We start from the raw sequence: 18,326 nt of genomic DNA, 5'->3' as shown, positions 1-18,326 counted from the left end.
TGAAGTTCTCCTATTTTGCATGTTTAATATTTCCCGGTTTATCCTCTTATTCTCTTTGTTTTAGCTCTGCCGGATTTCCTTGGTTTCAGCATACCTACATTTCTGCCGGGAGGTGCAAATCTTGGCGCAATTGTTGGTCTGCCTTTTCTACTTGAACTTGAACCACCATAAGGATGATCAACAGCGTTCATAGAGCATGAGCTGGTGTTAGGCCATAATTTATTTTTAGCTTTCATTTTATAAAATTTCTTGCCTGCTTTTAATAATGGTTTTTCAAGTCTTCCCCCGCCAGCCGCTATACCGATACTGGCCCTGCACTCCGGTGAAAAACTTTTTTGTTTTTTTGAAGGCAATACTACAACAACGTGATCATTTAAATTAGCCATTACTTTCGCGAATGTCCCTCCTGCCCGGACTAATTTACCCCCATCGCCAGGGCATGACTCTATATTAAATATAACCGTTCCTTCAGCAAGATCTTTTAACTTTAAACAGTTGCCATTGTTAATTTCTTGGGAACCATACTTTATTACATCCCCTATTTTGATACTTTCTGGTGCAACCATTAAACCATTTTCTTTATTCTCAAACTGTACGCTGATAAGCGGAGCTGAATGGCCTCTGCAATGGATAATATCGGTTACTTTCCCGCTTAAATGTTTACCAACTCCTAAATGCTGAGATGCCCCTTTATATTTAAAGCTTGGAGCTCTATAAGTTGTGCTCCCTTTTCCTCTTGCTTGTTGGATAATTCTTTTTGGCATTTTTTTCCTCTACATTAATCCTAACTGAGTTGCAATATCAATTGCAGGAGTTTCAGGACTAAACTTTACATATGCTCTCTTTTCGCCTTTGGAAGTTGTAAGCGTGTTAACTTTTTCAACTTTAGCATTGAATAATTCTTCAATTGCTTGTTTTATTTCAATTTTTTTAGTATGTCTTTCTACTCTAAAAACTAATTTATTCTCCGATTCTAATAACCTGATGCTTTTTTCAGTTGATACAGGGTATTTAATTATAGCGTATGGATCCATTTTAGTTAAATAAATTTTCTTTTCCGATTTTTTCAATTGCTTCTTTAGTGAATAATGTTGCTCTTCCTATATGCGTACCGGGCGCAAGTAATTCGGCGTTCAAGTTTGCAACATTAATCAGGTCTATACCTGGCACATTTTTAGCGGCTTTGGCAAGCTTGCATCTTTTATCAATTACCACTATTAAAATAGATTTCTTTGTGATATATTTTCTCCCTCTTAATTTGCCTTTACCTGCGCGAATTATTCTTTTTTGGCTTCTTGCAAGTTCTTGTTCAAACCCTAATTTAAATAATACATCTATGAATTCTTTTGTTTTTGCGATTTCATTTATTTTATTATCCAGGACAAATGGATATATTTCAGGAATAATATGGCCGCGTTCTCTTACCATACTTGAAATTAATGTTGCGCTTAATGCGCTTCTAATCGCAAGTCTATTTTCTTTTTTATTAATTTTTTGTGTCCAATCTTTTTCAGCTTTTGGCGGATGGGCTCTTCTACCTCCCACAGTATTAGGAACTACAGCACCCACCCAGTTAAATCTTGAACCGCGGACACTCATAACTTTTCGAGGCGTTCTGCTTCTGCCTGAGCCATACACTGACCTGTAATCTCTTCTCATTTTGGAAATTGTTACGCAATGTCTTTGACCAGCTTCTTTATATGCTCCATATTTTTGTCTTTTATTAGCCCGTATAGCCAAAACTGCTTTTTTGATAATATCAGGCCTAACTTCTTCGTTAAACTGTTTAGGCAAATCCACTTTGCCTGATTCTTTTCCGTTTAAATCGTAAATTTTCATCTTATTGAAATCTCTGATGTTTATATTTTGAAATTTTTATCTTCCTTGCTTTGATTCTTTGCTGATATAAGTAATATTTACACCATCAGCTGAAATTTTTTTATTTGGTCGAATAGCCCGAGTCAATATCGCTAATCTTTTACTAGGGCATGGAATTGAACCTTTAATTAAAAGGTATGGGTTTTTTAATTCACCGTATCTTACAAATCCCCCATTTGGATTGATCATGTCAACTTTCTCATTAATCTTTAAAATTAATTTATTATAATCAGTTCTTTGATGGAAACCCATTTTACCCCCTTTTGGAATAGTAAATAATACTTTAGCATAACCTTCGGGACCTTGAACTGCAGCTCTTCTAGCTTTTTCAGATTTGTGGCTTTTTAATGAAATTCCAAACCTTTTTACAGGACCTTGATAACCTTTACCGGCAGTTATTGCATGAATATCCGTTAACATACCCTCTTTTAAAATATCTTTGACATTCAGATCTTTGCCTAAATTTTCTTTTACATAATTAAATTTATTCTCTTTAGAGCCCCCTAAACCTACTTCAAAAATTTCGGGTTTCTTTTTGCCTATGCCTGTCAAATCAGGATTAGTATGCACAACAACTGTAATTTCATCAAAATCAGTAATGTCTTCAAATTTAGTTTTAAGGGTTTTTGGAATAACTAATTTTCTCTTTAAATGCTTTTTAGGTTTTGAGTTTAAAACTTCTGTAATTAATTTTTTTCCATAGGGAGATTTTTTGTAGAAACGAGCTGAGTGAATTGTCATAGGCGGGCATTCAATAACTGTAACAGGCCACATTCTTTTTTCATTTTTGATAAGCCGATTGTTGCGTTTATCCACAAAAATAATATGTGTCATGCCTGCTTTATAGCCTGCAAAAGCAAGAGGTAATGCTTCTTTGGAAGTTGTCCAAGAATGAACTCTAGCATAAGCTTTTTTAGCTCTCTTTTTAGGTAAAAATTGTAAACTTCCGCATCTTGGTTTTCTTGTGTTAGGCATTTTAGTTTATGCATCCTTTTTCAACCGTTTTTAGAAGAAAGCCCCTATGGTTTAGGTACTGATAGAGCATTTCTCTCCAGGCCGATTGTATGTCTTTAGATATCCGATTCTAAGACATTTAATACTAGATTTTGATGTGCATTTATAAAGCTATCGGTATTTGGTAATGCTTTGATATTTTGAAGTTTTAATCAATAAATTTGTATTATTTCCTCTGCTTGTACGTCAATACTTATAATAATGTATTAACCCGGTACGAAAGATTTACAGAGGTGTGAGCGGGAAAGCAAATGGTCTGTGACTGATGGTGTCAGCGAGCTTTTGAGAATATCATTGTCCTTTGCGGTCGATATTATTGGTTTTTTCTTGTTCGATTTTTTGGCGGTATTCTCGTCTCATTTTTTTTTGTTCTTCGGTAAGCTTAACACGCCCAGGTTTAGAATCTGTTTTATTTGATTGCATGAAAGATTTTCTTTTAGAATAATTAACAGGGTTTTTAATTTTGAGGCAAAGATTATCTGATTTGCAAATATTCATATCTTTGTAATAAGCATTATTATCACAATTGGGAGGTAAAACTTTATTTTTAAACTTGAATTGGCCTTTAAGATATGCTTCTTTAAGCGGTTCAGGATTGGATTGATTCCAAAGTTTAATTCTTTCTTCAACTTGCGTTTTATTCCATCCAACATTAGATAAAAAATTAATCAGGACAAACATTGACCTTTTTTTCCCGTCTTCTAGGCCCGCTAAAATCGTTTGTATGCATGGCGGAAAAAAAAGTTCAGGTATGGTTTCTTGTAATTCCTCAAAATCAAATTTCCATTTTAGAGATTTTTCTTCATGTTTAAGATTGGGGTTATAATCGAAAGCCTGTATAAACAATTTCGTTGCCTGATTTGGCTTAACATTCCGCTCAATAAACGGAATATTTGTAACCTTTACATTTTGGGGCAACGCCTGCATTTTTGTAAATGATAAGATAGAATCTTCCGCAATAGGAATTGAGACAAGTCCAGATTTTTCATTAAATGAATAAGGCATCCGATACATGTGCCTACTGGATATTAATACAGTATCAATATCCAGAAATGTAAATGGCTGTAATAATCCTTCAACCATAATATCCTCAATGGGTTTATTTGCCAGTTTTGAAATTTCTTCTTTTGTGTACTTAGCTAGTAGCGCTTTTCTCAGATGAGGCTCAATTAAAAATTGGAGATATGCGGCAATTCTGCGCGGGGCTTCCGGGAATAATTCTTTTGTATCATTATCATGAACTTTTTTTGGGAAAGCTTCAAAAGGCACCCCGATATGAAAACCATGATTGCCTGAAAATTTAACATACACCGATTCTATCCCCTGGTATTTTAATGCTTCCATAAGATAATGTGTTGCTATTTTTGAAAATTCTAATTCTTTACAATCAATATCCAGTATTAAGTCCCACCCTTTCCTTAAATTGTCTAACTGTTTTCGTGTTAAGTTTGATGAAAGATTTAAAGGATTGTTCCATAATTCTTCTGAACAATGAAAAGAAGTAGCTCCTCTCTTAACCATTTCAAGCACATCACCGCTATATTCAAATATATCGGGCCTTTTAGAAAAACCCTGCATGTTAAAACATCCGGAAATCTCTTTATCCTCTGCATGGCTGACTAAAGCTTTTTGGACATCTAACCGTTTATAATATAACAATGCTTGTGAGATATTAATCATTATAATACTATTTGGTTGATTTGATATTTATAGATTTTCGTATTAGAAAAGTAAGTTATATAAAAGTCAGGAACCATCGTTTTAATATGAGCAAAGCGTTAATCTGGATAATTTTAATTATGACATTAGCAGTGGCAGTAAATGGGGCAATGGATCCAATAAGAGCATTCTGCATAAAACAAGGATATCAGTTTTCTTATCCAAACGGGGATAGGATAGCATATTGCGTATTAGATGACGGATATAAATGCGAAGCATGGGACTTTTATAATAAAATGTGTAGAACTGATAAAATTATCAAATTAGATTGTGTTAAAAAAGGTGAAGAGATATTTGCTTCATTTGAAACGTGTTGCGAGGGAAAACCCTATCATTCCGTATTGATTGGGGGACAATCAAAATGTCTAAGTTTTTCTCAACGTTTTTGGTTAGATGTTAAATATGAACCATTCTATTGGTTTTTGGAATTGATTATTGTGAGTTATATCATTTACAAAATATTCAGAAAATATCTCTAAATCCCATACTCCAAATCTATTAATTTTTTGATATCGTTGGCTTTCTTTTCTCCAATTTTATCAATCCTCATAAGATCTTCAGCGCTTGCATTAATTATTTTTTTAATCGAACCAAAACTAAATAATAATGGTTGACACAAATTGGCGCCAACTCCGGGCAATGCAGAGACTAAATATTCTTGCTGTTCTTTTAAGGTCTTGGGTTTGTTGCTTCCGTGTGGCATAAAAATTGAATTAGTTTCTTCCTGTTCACGTTTGGCAATCACCTGCATCATTGAAGCAGTATCTTTATAATTTTTTGTCCTTATGACAGGAATCCCATAAGAAATTGCAATAGTGGATAACATGCCCCGGATTGCGTTTGGATGAATATTTCTGACGCTGTATAAATCTTGTTCACCCTCGATAATAAATAACGGCCTTTCATAATTAATTTTTAATTGTTTAGCTTGTTCGAGCAATCTTCCGTCAAGAATGGAGTTCACGAAGTCTTCAACTTTTTTATATTCAATGCCAACCCTCGTTGAAACTATATAATCTCCTACTTTTAATTGTTCAAGTTTAATATTTATCCCCTGTTCAATTAATTCTTTAATGACAAGGTTGCCCTTTTCTCTATGATCGCAAAATATTTTTAATTTAGATTCCGGTATTAATTCTTGTGATTTTATTACGTGCTTAGTGGGTTTAAATTTAGTTTTAAAGTCTTGCAAAATACGGTGCATGCGTTTTTCTTTGTGATGCGCAGACCATCTATAACCTTCATCAATTGTGCCTTTTGCGCATAACACGACTACTCTGCCTTTTTCTAATCTTCCGGTTCTGCCCCTTCTTTGAATATGGCGAATTGCGCTAGGAACTGGCTCATAAAACACAACTAAATCTACCGCAGGGATGTCAAGGCCTTCTTCACCAACTGAACTTGAGACAAGAACATTAAAACTATTATCTTTAAATTTTTGCAGCAGCTCTAACTGTTGTTTCTGACTTAACCCTTTGCCTTTTCTTTTTGCTTGTCCTACAAATATTTCAGGCTTAACATTAGGTATTTGTTTTAGATGTTCCGTGATTACTGTAACAGTATCACGATACTGGCTAAATATTATTATTTTTTTATTAATATCTTCTTCAATCTCTTTTTCTATCATGGCTCTTAAAATGTCCATTTTTGGGTGTACAATGTTCATATCTTTCAAAACTTTAGTTTTAATCAAGGCAGACCTAAAATTTAAATCCTTAACTAAATTTTGCACAGCTTTAACACTGGATGTCAGCGCTTGTTTCTCTAGAGCATCCATATATTGATGCAATGATTCAACACCTTGGGACTGTATTAATTCAAGTGCATGGAATATCTTCATTGCCTCTGCTGCCAATGACATAGATTTCAGAATTTCAAAACTTTTTTCTCCGCTGGATGCGTAACCGTGCAACATTCCCTGCAATTTTAAGATTTCAATTTTTGAAGGTTGAATGACCTGTAATTGTGAAAGAAAACCGTTCTTTTTTATTTCTTCTAATTTTGATTTTAACGAATCATCCAAAAATTTTTTGATTTCTTTAAATGATTCAGGTAATTGCACATCTATCCATTTTATATTTACATGCTGTATATATGGTTTAACATCAGGATCTTCGCTTGTCCTTACTTCAACCTCTTCAACAAATAAATTTTGAGTTATTTCAGTTATTTTTTCTATGTCTGACCCCGGGGATGCAGTTAATGCCAATATTCTGGGAAAAAGCGCTTTTTGATGGTATTGTTTAGCTATCCATACATAGCTATAATCCCCAATGGCCCTGTGGGCCTCATCAACTATCAACAGAGAAATATCTTTTAAATCAATTTTTTGATTAATGATATCATTTTCAAGACCTTGGGGCGTAGAGATAATAATGTTATTGGATTTCCAAAGTTCTGCTCTCTTTTCACTCTTAATTTGGCCAGTAAACATTATTACAGTTGTTTCAATGTGATCTTGAAAAAAAGATTTAATTTGTTCAACCAAAGGTTTTGTAGGCGCTAAAACTAAAATTTTTGAATTAGGGTATTGTTTTAGTCTTTGAGCAGCTAACATCACAGCCACACCTGTTTTACCCATCCCTGTCGGTAAAACAACTAATGTATTATAATTCACCGCAGTATGAAGAATTGTCTGCTGATAGAGTCTTGGATTAAAATTTTTAAGCATAGCTTAATAGATAAACTTGCCATTTATAAGTTTCACGCATAAATGTCCAGTGTCCAGTGTAAGTTGTCTCATAATTCCAAAATACAGAAATGAGAATTTAATAAAAATAATGATTTTTTAATAGTTTTGTCTAAATTATTATTAATATTTAAAATCTTGTTATGAATTTTCTTCAAATTATAAGCAGTTGACATCAAATTTACTTCATTCTTACATGATTTCAAGCCTCTGCACTTAAATTCTCTATATCCTAAATGTGTTTTAGTTTATTTTTTGCTCGCTTATTTTAAACATAGAAATTCCGCTTGTCCCAAGAATCTTTGATTCTGGGCACAGAAATAACTTTGCTATTTCTTGTATATTGGCGGGTAGTCTCCCTGCAGATTTTGACAAATATTTAAAATAGGGTTTGGATTTAATCTTCTAATACTGACAAAGTTTAAATAGAATAAACCCTAAATTATTTAAGTGGTAAAAAAAGCTATATTAAAGCAGAGTAAAAAAATACTTACAATAGCAGCATTGTTTTTATTAATAGTTGGTGTTTTTTATGTGTATTCACTTAGCCAAATAAAATTAGCAAAAATTCAGTTAATAGACGCCAATGAAATTACCTCTAGTAGTTTTAAATTAACGGGAAACATTGAACTTGAAAATAATGGGCTTACTCCTGTTAAAGTAAACCATATCAGTTATGATGTTTTATATGGAAAAAATAACCAAAAAATTATGACGGGCTATGTCATAGGTGGAGTTATACCTGCCAAGTCCACTACTAAATATCCTTTTACTAATGAAATTAAATGGGAATTAACTCAAGAAATTGCAGAGCAACTGTTTAAAACTATAACTGGTGAATATTTAATCGGTAATGTTAAACTTGCAAATTTTAAAGTAACTTACTTTGACACCCCATTTTCTGAATAAGTTTTGATTAGAATCAAATAAAAATAAAAAAGTGTTAAGAATAGTTTTAATTGATAATTAAAACTTATTCTTCACTTGAATCTTCATCTTCAAAATCTTCATCTGACTCTTCGTCATTTTCAGATTCTTCAGCGCTTTCTTCAACAAATTCTTCTGATTGGCTATCTTCTTGTCCTTCTTCAGAACCGTTTAAGTCGCTGCCCTTTTGAAGTAAAACTACATTTTTTGCAATTGGTCCGCGTTCTCCTTGTTCAGAATCAAAAGATACACGGTCATTATCGCGTAAAAATCTTCCTTGTGATAAGCCTGATTGGTGGACAAAATATTCTTTGCCATCTCCGCCGGCTATGAAACCGTATCCTTTTTTTCTATTGAACCATTTTACTGTTCCTTCCATTTTAAAATTCCTCCGATACTAATATTTTATAGCAATCATTCCCTCTTTTTAAATGTTCCTATGTTCTCGTAAATAGAAAGCCTGCTTATCAAAAGTTAGCTTTGGCCCGACTTTTAATCTACATTAAAAGACAAGCTAAGTTTGTATAATTGAGAAAATGAGTAGCCTCCCCGGAAGTGAAGCCAACTTTTTTACACCGGACTTTTTACGTACTATGTTCAGGATTATTATGCATTAAGTTTTGCTTCCGTTTTTTCTTTTGTGCCATCAAATTCGAGTTCACGAATGATTTTACCGGTGCGTTTGGCCATTAGCCTGGCATTTAATAAATCACTTTCAAACTCTTTAGGCACTTTAATATCCTCAATTAAAAATCTATGGCATGACAATAATTGCTTAAAATCATTCTTGATGTCAAATGCGAATTCTTTAATGGCTTTATCTGCAAGATGATTTGAAAGATGCAAATTACAAAAATTTGCTTTATATGAACCTCGCGGATTATGGGGAATTTGGTTAATCTTCAAATCAAACCCTTCGCCCTTTACGCTCAAAAGTAAATAACTTTCCTTATTGGTCTGCTTATAAAGTTGATTAAGATCGTCAATAGACATTTCACGATTTATAATGCCTATGTAAAAACCTTTTTTCTTTTCTTTGCAGTCTATTAATTCCGAAGTAAAATCTTTCTTAGAATAAATTTTACCATTGACTTTTACCTTTCCTGTAGCATTTTCGATAATGAATTTTATAAAATCGTTGCCATATTCAAAGCCAGACTTAATTTTAACAATCTTGCCATTTTTAATGCTTAAAACTGCTCTTGGATAATAATCGCCAACACTAAATCTCACAAACTGTGAATGTACTGACTCATCTTGATTACCGCTAAATATTTTTTTAATAAAATTCATTTAATCACCCTTTCTTCTTTTTACCCATTTTTTAAGTCCGCTTATTGAATTTATATACGCTACCTTTCCCCCAATCAATACGCCTATTACAAATAATAACCAACTTAATGCATAAATGATTAATGCATTCATTTTATTAAACATTAAAGTTGTTGGCGCAACTACAAAACTGAGCACAAAACTTCCAAGGATAATTATTAAACCTATAAATAATGTATTCACAGTCTTTTTACCTCAATAGATACTGCATTTTCTTCAACGCGAATATATCGCGGACACATCGTGTAAGGATATGATTTCAAATTGCAATAATCTATAATTTTTTGTTTTTCTTCATTGTTACTAAATCTTACTATTACATTTATCCCCTTTTTATCCTTATGAATAATATCAAAATTATTTAAATCTTTTTTAATAGAACCCGCAATGCTATAAAAATGGCAATATCTTTCATTAAGGTGGGTTAATTTACTGCATAACTCCGATTCATAATTCTTGTCAAATTCAATTAAAGGAAGCTTTGCGCTTATATTTATTAATTTTTGAGACTTTAAAGAGATAAATCCGCCATAACCTAAATTGACTGGTTTCCATTTACCAAAGCTCCCCAGTAAGATATCGGCGTGTTTTCCATTGCATGCTTCTTTATCACCAATTGAACCAGTGACATCTGCTATTAACAAAACTTTATCTTTACACATTTTTGATATGGCTTCTAAATCTTGGGCCGCAAAATACCCTGCGGGTTGATTTACTATTAAAGCTGCAGAATTATCTAGATACTGATCCAATTGATTAATATCTATTAAACCTGCATTTGTCTTAACTTCTTTAATTTTAAATCCAGCATCCTTGGGAAATGTTTTATAAGTTAACCACCCGCCCTGGTCAGGAATTAAAACAAATTCTTTATCTGAATAAGCCTTAACAAGTCTAATTGCATGAAGGATTGCAGAATTACCGCGATTCGTTAATCGTACTAATTTATGCCCGGTCAGTTTATGAATAATCTTAGAAGAGTCCATTTATCTTATTAGATAAATTTTAAGTTTAAAACGTTTTTGGTTTGTACATAAGTTATATTAGATTATACAAATGGTTTTAAATGAAAATGAAAAAAGAATTTACATATACGGAAGTGATATAGATGGCTAAAAAGTTAAAAAAAAGTAAATTAATTTTAATTACTTTAATATTTTTATTATTTTTGAGTTATGTCTATAAAACAGATATTAAAGAAATTACGAGTAGGGTAGTAAACCCGGATAAACTTGCAAAAGAGAATGATGTTGAACAATATAATGAAGCGCTAAAAAATAATGATGAACTCTTATGTCTGCAAATCATATTTGAAGATTTTAAAAATGAATGCTTAGTAAGAGTTGCTGAAGCAAAAGAAGATATCTCAATCTGTGAAAAAATCCTTAACTCTAAAGCCAAGTATAGTTGTTACACCGGAATATCACAAATATCCAATGATGTTGAGATTTGTAAGCTTGTAGAAGAGGATGAATATTGGAATAATGTTTGTTATAAAAATTATGCTATAGCAAATAATAATTCCGATTATTGTTGGTTCATTCAAAAAGGGACACAAAATAATGCCTGTTTTTATGAAGTTGTAGTAAAGACACTAGATTGGGAAGGTTGTAAAGATATTACGGATGAGTCTAAATTAAATAAATGCAATAACATGATAGCTCAGAAATCTGGGATAATTGAACCCTGCTATCAAATGAGTAATATAATCGATAGAGATGCATGTATCATTAGACTTGCAAGGGCAAGTAATGATAATAAATATTGTGAAGAGATTAAATATAGCACTATCCGAGAAGACTGCAAAAAAATATTTACCGGTGAATAATAAATGTTTAAAGTAGGCATAATTGGCGGCTCTGGTTTAGATGATCCTAACATTTTAGAAGGATGTAAAGAGATTGACATTGTTACACCCTACGGCAAGCCCACATCTACATTAAAAACAGGCAAGATTAAGGGAATAGATGTAGTCATAATTGCGAGGCACGGCAGGAAGCATACAATACCTCCAACGCAAGTTAATTACAAAGCAAATATTTACGCGTTGAAAGACCAAGGTTGTACGCATATACTTGCAACTACTGCCGTAGGTTCATTGCGCGATGAAATTGCCCGCGGCCATTTGGTAGTTCTTGACCAGTTTATTGATTTTACTAGAAGAAGAGATGTAAGTTTTCATGAAAGTTTTATTGAAGGAAATGCCGCGCATACGCCTATGTCTGAACCGTTTAATTTAGAATTAAGGGCAAACATTATTAAAAATTGTGAAAAACTGAAGTTCAATTTTCATCCTAAAGGTACAGTAATCACAATTGAGGGGCCTAGATTCTCAACCAAAGCTGAATCTTATATGTTTAGGGCATGGGGCGCAGATGTGATTAACATGAGCATTGCTACTGAAGCTATACTTGCTAATGAGTTAAAAATTCCCTATGCGGCAGTTGCTATGAGTACGGATTACGATTGTTGGAAAGAAAATGAAGAAACAGTCAGCTGGGAAATTATTCTAGATGTATTTAAACAAAATGCAAGCAATGTTACCAAATTACTTGTTGCCGTGATTGAAAATCTGAAACAAGATTCTCAATATATTAAAAATAAAATTAGAACAATTCCCCATTGGCCTAAAAAGGGGATTATGTTTAGAGATATAACTTCTTTATTAAAAGATAAAAACGGCTATAATCACATGATTGAAATGCTTGCTGAAAGATATAAGGAAATGCATATTGATATAGTTGCAGGGATTGAATCCCGGGGTTTTATCACCGGGTCTGTATTGGCGCATAGGTTGGGAGTAGGTTTTGTGCCAATTAGAAAACCCGGTAAATTGCCTGGAGAAACAATTTCTGAAGAATATGAGTTAGAGTATGGCCGAGATAAAATAGAGATACACAAAGATGCAATTAACCCGGGAGATAAAGTATTATTAATTGATGATTTAATTGCTACTGGCGGTACTGCTTTAGCTGCAGCTAAACTAGTCCAAAAACTGGGGGGAAAAATCGTTGAATGCAGTTTCATCATAGATTTGCCGGATATAGGGGGAAAGAAAAAACTAGAAAATGCAGGTTACAAAGTTTTTAATCTCGTTGAATTTGAAGGAGAATAAGTTCTCATTTAAGGGTAGTTAATTATTTAAATCTCCTTCCTTTTATAGTATTTCTTGATGAGCAGATATAATTATCAATTACCCGTTAATTGGGAGATATTGATTAAGGAAAATGGTAAAATAATAGATTTATATTCATTGTATGACAGACCGGACCCATTTGTGCATTTAGAAGTTTCTGAAATTGAATTTAGTGATAAATCTCTTGAGTTTTTGAGTAATAGAGATTATGAACTCAAAGAAAAAATATTTCAGTTAGGGAGAGAAATATTAAATGATGAAGAGAAAAGAAAAGAATATAATAGTTTCTATGTAGTAGATTACGGTGAAAAAGTTGGACCGGTCATATTGAAAAAAGCAGAAATCGCGTCATTAAAAGGGATGGTTGAAACGGCAACACAATTTTATCAACAAATATTGCAACATTTTCAAGATTATCCCGGGATATTGTCTGAAGCATTCAATGGCTATGGAATGATATATGAAAGCGAAGGAAAACTTAATCAGGCAATATTATATTATGAAAAAAGCATTGAAAAAAATCCAAACAATGACCGTGCAAAATTAAATCTTGCAGACATATTAAATCATCAAAGTAACTGGCCAGGAAGTTCAGAATTATATCATGAAGTGTTAAAAAATGATCAATTTTGTTTACCTGCAATTGATGGTTTAATTAAGTGTTGTGAAGAGAGTATACGCATTAGAAAAAAAGATTATGAAGGAATTGAAGAGGGTCTTGAACTTGCAATAAAAAAAGAAGAGTATTTGCTGCTTAAGTATGAACATAAAACTGCTATTGAACTAAGGAGGAAGAAAAAAAAAGCAAGAGGGATTTTTAACAAAAGCTTAAAAGGCTATATATTTGAGAGAAAATATTCAGAGAGTGATATTAAAATAATTCCATGGGATGTTAATGAATTGTGTTTTGAAATCCCCGCACTCATCGAAGAAGGAGATTATATTGGAGCAGAAGCTAATATTGACTTAATTATGGAAAAACAAACTATTAACGATATGGAATTTAACAAAAAAGCAGGTAGTTTTGAATTTTTGGGTTATTATTACAAAGCGCTGTTAAATCTAAGCCGGGGAGAGTATGGCATTGCATTACATGATGTGGCTAAAAGTATTTGTCTGCAACCATTTCAAAGTAAAACCTGGGAACTTAAAGAAGATATAATTGACCAGAATATTGCTTTTTTAAGAGAAAAGATTAAAATACTCAAAATCGACAGAATAAAAGCTGTTAAAAAACAGAGAAGGGATAATTTAGAAGAAAAAATTAAACAAGCGCAAGAAAGTTTATCTATTTCTCAAGAAATAAATGGTCTTGGAGATATTGTTTTTAATAACGTTGAAATGGGGATTGAAAGAATTAAAAATTATGCTCACCTAGGATATAAGGGATTAATACATGGATGGAAAACCGCTCAACAGCAACGACAAATTGCAGAGAAAAATGGAGATGAGCCTACCCATTATAGCCTAACCTCTAGTTTAACTGAAATTACTGCTGGAACTACAATGTATGGCGTAGGAATTTTGACTTCAAATCTTTTGTTAGCAGGCATTGGTTTGATAACCGTTATTGAAGGCCTATATAGAACATATAAAATAGAAAACGAAGACGAAGTTTGCGGTACGGTATTAAATTTTCCATGGTGGTTGAAAAATTCTTTTATTAAATGGAAAAATCATTTATACCAAGATTGGAAAATTCGAATTCAACAGAAAAAAGAAGAAACATTATTATTAAGAAAAGTTGAATATAAAAATGATTTTCAATTACCGGGAAGTTTCCCATTGCTTCCAAAACCTGAAATAACTCAAGATAAGGAAGAAAATTTAGAAGAGTTGTTAGAGCCTGAGGAGGATACTACATCTGATTAATTATTTTTAATATGTCTGAAGGTTTATCAACAATATGGTCTGGATTTGAATGTTTTAATAATTTTTTAGTATTAAGCCCCCAAGTTACTGCAATTGATTTCACGCCAACTTTATTGGCTGCTTCAATATCACGGACTTCGTCACCAACTATCACTGTTTCATTTCTTTTAAATCCATGTTTTTTGATTAAAATCCATAACCACCAGGCTTTTGTAAATAAAGAAATATTAGTTTTCACAAAATGAAAATTAGGGGTTAATTTAAACTTTTTTAGAAATTTGTTTACATTTTTTTTTGAATTTGATGTAACAATCCCCACGGTATAATTTTTATTTAAATCACTAAGTAATTTAGGTATCCCGTTGTAAGGAGTTGCAGATATAATCGTTTTACTTATTATTTTGCGAAACTTTCTAACTATTTTAGGGACTTTCCAATATGAAATGCCTGATTTTTTAATAAGAACAGCCATGCCTTCATTTCTAGCAATTTTTTCAACATCAATATTAGTTTTTACATATTTCAAAATTAACTCCTGAGAACCTTCTTTAATAGCTTTTTCTACATTGGCTATACAACCATCAAAATCAAAAATTACAAGTTTTATACTATTTTTCCCAGACATTTGTTAATTTCATTTTTTAAAGTATATAAACTTTATTTTTTAAAAGAGATATTTTTAATTTTTTGATTTAACTTTTTTTCTAGTTTTTCTAATCGTTTGGATATTTGGGGTTTTTTAATGGATAAAATGCGCACTTTCGGATATCGTTTTTTCTGAAGATTGAATGATTTTTGAGGTTCAATATTGAGATTAATCTTATCGATTTCTAAATTGATTCTATCTAATGCGCAGTCAAGTTTGGAATTGGGTTTATGGAAACTTTTCATAATTAAAGGCCTATTTAGAGTTAGTTTCTTTTTCAATTTGAAAGTTGGTTGTATATTAAGCTTTTGAGTTAGCTTCTTAAAAAATGGGATATGTACGGGTTTTGCAACGCTATGTTTAGGAATTAAATTTATTGGAGATACATATTTCTTTTGTTCACCTAACCTAAATGTTTTTGGATGATTAAGCTTTGTCCAGCTTAAAGTTTTGAATTGTTTTTCAAGTCTCTTTAGCCTTGCTGATCTCTTTGAAAGAGAAGTTTTAACTCCTAATCTTATTGAATCCTGCGGGATTAATTTTTTCTTAGTCAAAGTATAATTTTTTGCGCGGTTAATTAAATGATTAAATCTATATTTTAACTGGCAGTTTAGCCTGATTAAATAAGTCGGGATTTTAATTTTAGTCATATTTAATAACGGTTTTTTAGAAATTATCTTTGTTTTTCTAGTTCTATAATCCTTAATTTTATAATTCAGATTAACAGGGATCACTGACTTTAATCTCTCATCAATCTGATCATTAAGTTTTGAAATATAATTTGGTTCTTCATATTTTGTCCTTGTTGTTATTGCCAATGGTTTTCTTGCTGAAACCTTTTTGGTTTGATAAGGCCTGTATAACTCAAAAGTAGTTTCTTTTAATCGTGTAATTTGTTTATCAAGTTTTTCAAAATTGGTTGTATTGAGAGATATTTCTTTAAATGGATGTTCTCGAGCCAATTGCTTTCTATGTTTTAACCTAAAATTCTTAACATATGGTTTAATCAATAACCTTAATTTATTAGCAGCGTACCATACTCTGGAATATTCACGTTTGACTTGCAATTCATGCTCACGTTTTTGTAATAGTTTTTTTGCTTTTTCATTTTTAAATGCAAGTTCTTCCACTTTTTGTTGTTTATGCAACAGATAAAGTTCTTTAGCTCTATTTCTTTTTAATTCAAGGTCAGTTTGTTTCTCTAACTTTTGTTGTAACTTTTCGTGGAGTTTTTGTTTAAGTATTAATTCATGCGCTCTTTGTTTTTCAGCTCTTTCAGCTTTTAATTTTTGTAGTTTAATATTATGTTGTAATAAAATAAATGGGACTTTGATAGATTTAATTGTTGAGTTAATATTTTGTATCAATTGCTTTTTAGAAGATTTAACAATCTCCTGAGACCATATTGATAATTTTTCCATGCGATTGTTAAACTTAACTTTAATATTTCTGCGCCAGAGCATATATTTTTTAACTCTAATATTATGAAGTCTAGTAGCTCTTGCCTTGATAAGCATTGCTTTTTGAGCTTTTTCTTTTTTTAACTTTATTAAATATGCTTTATAATTATTAACTTTTGAAATGTAATAATTACATAATTCTATTAAGGATATCTTAATTTTATAAATAAATAAATGGATAAAGCTGTACAATGCAACAATTGAATATATAAACACTATTGAGAATATTTTAAATGCATTTGTGAATTTTAAATAAGTACAAATTAAAGTTCCTTTGATCTTATCTACTTTGTTTAATGTTTTTATTTTGACACTTCTACGTAGGTACATATAATCTTTAGACCTTTCTTCACTTGCTTTTTGAGCTTTGATTCTTTGTGTCGCTAAATATTTCCTGAATTTTATAAGTGATTCAATTAATATGTCAAAGTAAGATTTGTACTGGTAAACAATAGCGCTTTGTTTTTGATAAGATAAGTAATTGTTATAAGTAATTATTACAAGCAGTAATAAGAGCAATAACATTGTTAGATAATCTTTTAATACAAATATTACAATTGGTTTTTCTTCAGTAGGTCTATCACTGTATTGACAAATTTCTTCAGTTATTGGTTTTGTGAGACTAGTTCCACAAGCATTATTATCTATACAGAATCTTGTTCTAGTTCCAGTTGAATTATATCTTGTCCATTTACTACAGTCCCAGTCTTCTACACATTGATATATTGGTTCTGCAACTGCGTAACCGGTTATAGGTTGCGTTCCTGTAAACCAGTAGTATAATTTTTCAAAGAAGGATAATTGTATGCCTATACCGCAATCAAAGCCACAGGTTTGTTTGTTTTCATTGGGATCACAGTAACTATCTCCACAGTATGGTGTATATGGACTTGGACCAACACCTAATCCGGGATCTTGCGCAAGCAATGTTAAATTAACTGGGTGTAATCCTTGAGGTAACCATTGGAATACTTCCCAAGTGCTCTCGTTTATACAAATGCCATTTTCATAGTCCCAATCTAAACATTTCATTACTGCGTGCCTTGGACCCGCGCAGATATAACCCAAACCTAAAGTTATTTTTGTAAAATTTATTTTGGGCCTAAATGCAAATAAGTCTTGAAACTGAGTAAAATTTGAATTAGTTTCCGGAAGGTCTTGGAAATCAATTAAGTCTGCAATTGATGCGCCATTTGTACCCTCGGCTAAAATGGAGAGTATAGGCGAATAAGGATTATCAATTATAACTTCAGTGGTGTCTTCTGTTACGATTTCGGTTATAGTTGGTTCTTCCAGCACTACTTCAACAATAGGGGCGGGAGGTATTATAATTGGGGCCGGTGTTGGTGTTGGACCAGGTAATGTTGTAGTTCCGCTACTGGCAGACGGGGTTGCTGAAGACGTAGCTGTTTCTAAAGTAACAAATGAATAATTTATTCCTAAACCGGGATTACCTGAAACATCTGAACAGTTCATTCCCCAAGTATAGTTTGTTCCAGTTTGCGCAAATGTCAAGTTTGTAAAATTAAATGCTATATTTGTTATTACTGATTGTGATTCGTTCTGTGTCCAATTGCCTGACCACGTGCCAAACAAAGTACATTGCCCAGTTTTTGATGATTGGGCTGAAAATATATATGTTAATCTGTCATT

General features: G+C 32.1%; 17 protein-coding genes and 2 pseudogenes. 6 read left to right on the top strand and 13 right to left on the bottom strand.

Features of this window, described 5'->3' with window-relative positions; genetic code table 11:
• Positions 1–38: 38 nt before the first annotated feature.
• The 5 genes from J4418_01200 to J4418_01180 all read right to left on the bottom strand — a co-directional run bounded on the left by J4418_01200 (position 39) and on the right by J4418_01180 (position 4,572).
• On the bottom strand, positions 39–764 hold the full coding sequence (locus J4418_01200; protein MBS3112682.1) for a 50S ribosomal protein L2: 726 nt from the start codon (positions 762–764) through the stop codon (positions 39–41).
• Positions 765–773: 9 nt separating this feature from the next.
• On the bottom strand, positions 774–1,034 hold the full coding sequence (locus J4418_01195; GenBank protein ID MBS3112681.1) for a 50S ribosomal protein L23: 261 nt from the start codon (positions 1,032–1,034) through the stop codon (positions 774–776).
• A gap of 1 nt (position 1,035) precedes the next feature.
• A complete protein-coding gene (gene rpl4p / locus J4418_01190; protein MBS3112680.1) occupies positions 1,036–1,839 on the bottom strand; it encodes a 50S ribosomal protein L4 in 804 nt (267 codons plus the stop codon).
• Positions 1,840–1,875: 36 nt separating this feature from the next.
• A complete protein-coding gene (locus tag J4418_01185; protein MBS3112679.1) occupies positions 1,876–2,853 on the bottom strand; it encodes a 50S ribosomal protein L3 in 978 nt (325 codons plus the stop codon).
• A gap of 330 nt (positions 2,854–3,183) precedes the next feature.
• Positions 3,184–4,572: a hypothetical protein gene (locus tag J4418_01180; GenBank protein ID MBS3112678.1), complete on the bottom strand. Its 1,389-nt coding sequence runs from the start codon at positions 4,570–4,572 to the stop codon at positions 3,184–3,186.
• 86 nt (positions 4,573–4,658) lie between these two features.
• On the opposite strand from J4418_01180, the gene J4418_01175 reads away from it, so the two are divergent.
• Positions 4,659–5,090, top strand: coding sequence for a DUF333 domain-containing protein (locus tag J4418_01175; protein MBS3112677.1), 432 nt, complete (start codon positions 4,659–4,661; stop codon positions 5,088–5,090).
• Here J4418_01175 and J4418_01170 read toward each other — a convergent pair.
• Together J4418_01170 and J4418_01165 are read right to left on the bottom strand one after the other, a co-directional pair.
• Positions 5,087–7,282, bottom strand: a complete 2,196-nt coding sequence (locus J4418_01170; protein ID MBS3112676.1) for a DEAD/DEAH box helicase family protein — start codon at positions 7,280–7,282, stop codon at positions 5,087–5,089. The two genes, J4418_01175 and J4418_01170, sit on opposite strands and share 4 nt — an antisense overlap.
• A 68-nt stretch (positions 7,283–7,350) precedes the next feature.
• Positions 7,351–7,545: pseudogene (locus J4418_01165) on the bottom strand (transposase).
• A gap of 205 nt (positions 7,546–7,750) precedes the next feature.
• Here J4418_01165 and J4418_01160 point away from each other — a divergent pair.
• Entirely contained in the window at positions 7,751–8,209 is a 459-nt protein-coding gene (locus J4418_01160) for a hypothetical protein (protein ID MBS3112675.1), read from the top strand.
• Positions 8,210–8,273: 64 nt separating this feature from the next.
• Here the strand turns inward: J4418_01160 and J4418_01155 are convergent, their stop codons facing one another.
• The 4 genes from J4418_01155 to J4418_01140 all read right to left on the bottom strand — a co-directional run bounded on the left by J4418_01155 (position 8,274) and on the right by J4418_01140 (position 10,545).
• Entirely contained in the window at positions 8,274–8,606 is a 333-nt protein-coding gene (locus tag J4418_01155) for a cold shock domain-containing protein (GenBank protein MBS3112674.1), read from the bottom strand.
• Between the two features lie 227 nt (positions 8,607–8,833).
• A complete protein-coding gene (locus J4418_01150; GenBank protein ID MBS3112673.1) occupies positions 8,834–9,520 on the bottom strand; it encodes a hypothetical protein in 687 nt (228 codons plus the stop codon).
• Positions 9,521–9,742 (bottom strand): hypothetical protein, encoded by a 222-nt coding sequence (locus J4418_01145; GenBank protein ID MBS3112672.1) that lies wholly within the window; start codon positions 9,740–9,742, stop codon positions 9,521–9,523.
• Positions 9,739–10,545, bottom strand: a complete 807-nt coding sequence (locus tag J4418_01140) for a hypothetical protein (protein ID MBS3112671.1) — start codon at positions 10,543–10,545, stop codon at positions 9,739–9,741. The genes J4418_01145 and J4418_01140 overlap by 4 nt, the downstream gene beginning before the upstream one ends.
• A gap of 122 nt (positions 10,546–10,667) precedes the next feature.
• Between J4418_01140 and J4418_01135 the strand changes: the two genes are divergently transcribed.
• The 4 genes and pseudogenes from J4418_01135 to J4418_01120 all read left to right on the top strand — a co-directional run bounded on the left by J4418_01135 (position 10,668) and on the right by J4418_01120 (position 14,567).
• Positions 10,668–11,387 carry a hypothetical protein gene (locus J4418_01135; protein MBS3112670.1) on the top strand — a complete coding sequence of 240 codons (720 nt, stop codon included), beginning with the start codon at positions 10,668–10,670 and terminating at the stop codon, positions 11,385–11,387.
• Between the two features lie 3 nt (positions 11,388–11,390).
• A pseudogene (gene mtnP, locus J4418_01130) lies at positions 11,391–12,134 on the top strand (S-methyl-5'-thioadenosine phosphorylase).
• On the top strand, positions 12,132–12,674 hold the full coding sequence (locus J4418_01125) for an adenine phosphoribosyltransferase (protein MBS3112669.1): 543 nt from the start codon (positions 12,132–12,134) through the stop codon (positions 12,672–12,674). Before mtnP ends, J4418_01125 begins: the two are co-directional and overlap by 3 nt.
• Before the next feature lie 57 nt (positions 12,675–12,731).
• Entirely contained in the window at positions 12,732–14,567 is a 1,836-nt protein-coding gene (locus tag J4418_01120) for a tetratricopeptide repeat protein (protein ID MBS3112668.1), read from the top strand.
• Here the strand turns inward: J4418_01120 and J4418_01115 are convergent.
• Positions 14,554–15,192 (bottom strand): HAD-IA family hydrolase, encoded by a 639-nt coding sequence (locus tag J4418_01115; protein ID MBS3112667.1) that lies wholly within the window; start codon positions 15,190–15,192, stop codon positions 14,554–14,556. The genes J4418_01120 and J4418_01115 overlap by 14 nt on opposite strands.
• A gap of 32 nt (positions 15,193–15,224) precedes the next feature.
• On the bottom strand, positions 15,225–18,326 hold a 3,102-nt coding region (locus J4418_01110), incomplete at its 5' end, for a hypothetical protein (protein ID MBS3112666.1).

The organism is Candidatus Woesearchaeota archaeon (assembly GCA_018303425.1).
Classification (GTDB): Archaea; Nanobdellota; Nanobdellia; order Woesearchaeales; family JAGVYF01; genus JAGVYF01.
The sequence above is the reverse complement of the archived record's forward strand: the minus strand, read 5'-3'. Positions and strand labels throughout refer to the sequence as shown.